Genomic DNA, 1,172 nt, shown 5'->3' with positions numbered 1-1,172 from the left:
ACCTCGAGCGGGTGATCTGCCGACAAGGTGAAGTAATCGCCTAGCTGGGTAGAAAAATGCAGCTTTTGCGCTTCACCCTCACCTTCGCGATCTACCATCACGACAACAAAGGGCGCATCATCCACCGTAATTTTCATTTTCTCGTAAGGCGTCACCAGGAAGAAATCTTCACCATCACGGCGTAATATCCGCGACAACAGGCGAACCACTGCCTGCCGCTCCATCTTGTCTCCCTGATAATACCACTCACCCTGGGAATCAATACGTATATCTATCTCGCCAACTCGCTCCGGCTGCCACGTTTCAACAGGTGGCAAGCTATCATCCTCGCCAACTAATTCTCTTATCTGGGTCGCGATTGTCGGTAGGTCCCTATGCAGCCCCTCACCATCTATTTTTGCCATAGTTATAGGCCTCGCTGCCACTCTTGCCTAAGAGGAATTGCACCAGGCTTATTCAAAGCCAGATCAATTTTACTTAGCATCGCTTGCTTATCTGCCCCTAAATTACCTTTTAGCACCAAATAATTAGACGCGTGGTCGGAACGGAATACTGTATTTTCCAGTTCAAAATTAGCAATCAGGGTACGAATCTCATGAAATAAATCCAATTGTTCTAATGGCTCGTAATCACCATTAAATCCAGCCCTAAAGCGCTCTTCACCCATCGGAAAAGAAACTACTAACGTCGATACAAACTCTGGCTGTGTTTCATTCATAAGCTTGGCAGAGTTAACGGCATGTTGCTTTGAAAACTTCTTGCCACCCAAGCCATTTAATATCATCACGGAAGACTTGATGCCTGCAGCTTTTAACTTGAGTAAGGCGTCTTTAGAGCTTTCGTAAGTCTCACCCTTAACCACACATTCCAAGACTTTGTCGTCACCGGATTCACAGCCCACATATACCATGCTTAGGCCTAACGCTCTCAACTCAGCCAGCTCTTCTACCGTTTTTTTCTTAATATTTCTGGGTAAGCAATAAGCAGTAACACGTTCTTTATCTGGAAAGTAGCGATTAATACACTCAAGTATTTCTTTGAGGCGGCGGAACGACAAAGTCATTGCATCACCATCTGCCAAAAAGAAACGCCCGACATTCGGCATGCTCTTCGCCACTGCACTCACTTCTTGCTCTATCTCTTCGATCTTTTTGGGCTTGAACTTCTTCTGT

At 45.7% G+C, this 1,172-nt stretch carries 2 protein-coding genes; both read right to left on the bottom strand.

All coding sequences use genetic code 11. The annotated features are described in order from the left end of the window. Positions 1-404 (bottom strand): DUF1285 domain-containing protein (locus A3766_RS06345; protein ID WP_156508734.1); only part of this gene is annotated, 404 nt, incomplete at its 3' end. 2 nt (positions 405-406) lie between these two features. Beyond that, a partial coding sequence (locus A3766_RS06340; protein ID WP_068641950.1) for a radical SAM protein occupies positions 407-1,172 on the bottom strand: 766 nt, incomplete at its 5' end.

The sequence above is a fragment of the Oleiphilus sp. HI0132 genome, from assembly GCF_001635845.1.
This window is presented reverse-complemented; position numbering and strand designations above follow the sequence as displayed.